This is a genomic window from Micrococcus sp. HSID17227 (assembly GCF_003989405.1).
GTDB classification, from domain to species: Bacteria; Actinomycetota; Actinomycetes; order Actinomycetales; family Micrococcaceae; genus Micrococcus; species Micrococcus luteus.
In genome coordinates this window covers 1-1,663 of sequence record NZ_RBLN01000353.1, presented here as the reverse complement: position 1 = coordinate 1,663, position 1,663 = coordinate 1, and the positions used below count along the sequence as shown (strand labels likewise).

The following is a 1,663-nucleotide window of genomic DNA, read 5'->3' as shown; positions in this document are numbered from 1 at the left end:
CGAACGCGGGCGGCAGGTCGGGGTCGACGTCGGAGGGCGCCGGCGGCTCCTCGCGCACGTGTTGATAGGCCACGGCCAGCGGCGTGTCACCCGTGAAGGGGGGTCGGCCCGTGAGCAGCTCGAACAGCAGGCAGCCGGCCGCGTAGAGGTCGGCGCGGCCGTCCACGGTGCGGCCCGTCGCCTGCTCCGGGGCCAGGTAGAGGGCCGTGCCCACCACGGCCTGGGTCTGCGACGTGGTGGCGGAGGTGTCGGCCAGCGCATGGGCGATCCCGAAGTCCATGACCTTCACGGCGCCCGTCTCCGTGACCATGACGTTCGCGGGCTTCACATCGCGGTGGACGATGCCCTCCTCGTGCGCGTGCTCGAGCGCTTCCAGCACGCCCCGGGTCCAGGCCACGGCACGGTCCGTGCCCACGGCGCCCTCGGCGTGCAGGATCTCCCGCAGCGTCCGGCCGGAGACGAGCTCCATCACCAGGAACGGGCAGTCCACCGGATGGAGGCCGTCCTCGAGGGAGACCTCGCCCGTGTCGTACACGGAGACGATCGAGGGGTGGTTCAGGGAGGCCGCCGAGCGTGCCTCCTTGCGGAAGCGCGCCTGGAAGTGCGGGTCGCGCGCCAGGTCCCGGCGCATCAGCTTGACCGCCACCGGGCGGTGCAGCCGCAGGTCCTCGCCGCGGAAGACGTCCGCCATGCCCCCGCGCCCGATCAGCTCACCGATCCGGTACCGCCCGTTCAGGGTCCTCTGCTCGTCCACAGACACGTCCGCGTGCTCGTCCCGCCCGCCGCTCAGGCGGAGGGCGTGGCGTCGGCGGACGAGGCCTCCGCGCCACGCGCGTCAGCGGACGGGTCGGTGGTGGACTCGCCCGTCGGCGCCGTGGACTCGCCGGAGGACTCCGTCGTCGGATCCCCCGTGGGCGTCGTCGGCTCCTCGGACGGCTCCGGCGTGGGCTCCGGGTCGGCGGTGGCCGTCGGGGATTCGGCGGTGGGGGACGGGCTGGGCTCGTCCGAGGCCGACGGGCTCGGCTCGGTGCTCGGCTCCTCCGACGCGCTGGGCTCCGGCTCCGAGGCGGGCTGGGACGCCTCGCGGGTCGGTGCGGCGTCGGACCCGCCGGTGGCCACGATCAGCTGCACGTGCGTGTCGTAGCGGTGCCGCTCGCCCTCGCCGGGCACCACGCGCACCACCTCGCCGTCGGCGCCGTCGGCGGACGGGTCGTCCACCCGGTCCACGGTGAAGCCGCGGTCGCGCAGCGTCTGGATCGCGCTCTCCACGGGCTGGCCCACGAGGCCCTCCGGGATGACGCCCTCACCGGTGGAGACGGCCAGCGTGACGGTCTCGCCGCGCCGCAGCGCCCCCACGGGGTTGATCTCCTCGACGGTGCCCTGCGGGCTCTGCGCGTCGCGGTCCTCCTCGCGCACCGCCAGGCCGAGGCCCTCGAGCTCGGTGCGCACCTCGCTCACGGGGCGACCCCTGTACGCCTCCGGGTCGACGCGCACGGACGACTCGTCCTGCGAGGTCGCCGGCGCTGAGCCTCCGATGCCGCGGCCCCCCGTGAGCAGCGGCCACAGCAGCGCCCCCAGCAGGGCGAACACCACGAGTCCGAGCAGTGCCCACAGCGGCCAGCGGTTGGCGCGTCGCCGGCGGGCGGGCGCGGAGCCGCCCCCG

Annotated in this window: 2 protein-coding genes; both read right to left on the bottom strand. The window is 75.4% G+C overall.

The window, feature by feature from the left end; all coding sequences use genetic code 11:
* The coding region (locus D8M29_RS11705) for a protein kinase (protein ID WP_148111608.1) at positions 1 to 754 on the bottom strand (754 nt) is incomplete at its 3' end.
* 32 nt (positions 755 to 786) lie between these two features.
* Positions 787 to 1,663: PASTA domain-containing protein (locus D8M29_RS11700; RefSeq protein WP_127446002.1), on the bottom strand; the 877-nt coding region annotated here is incomplete at its 5' end.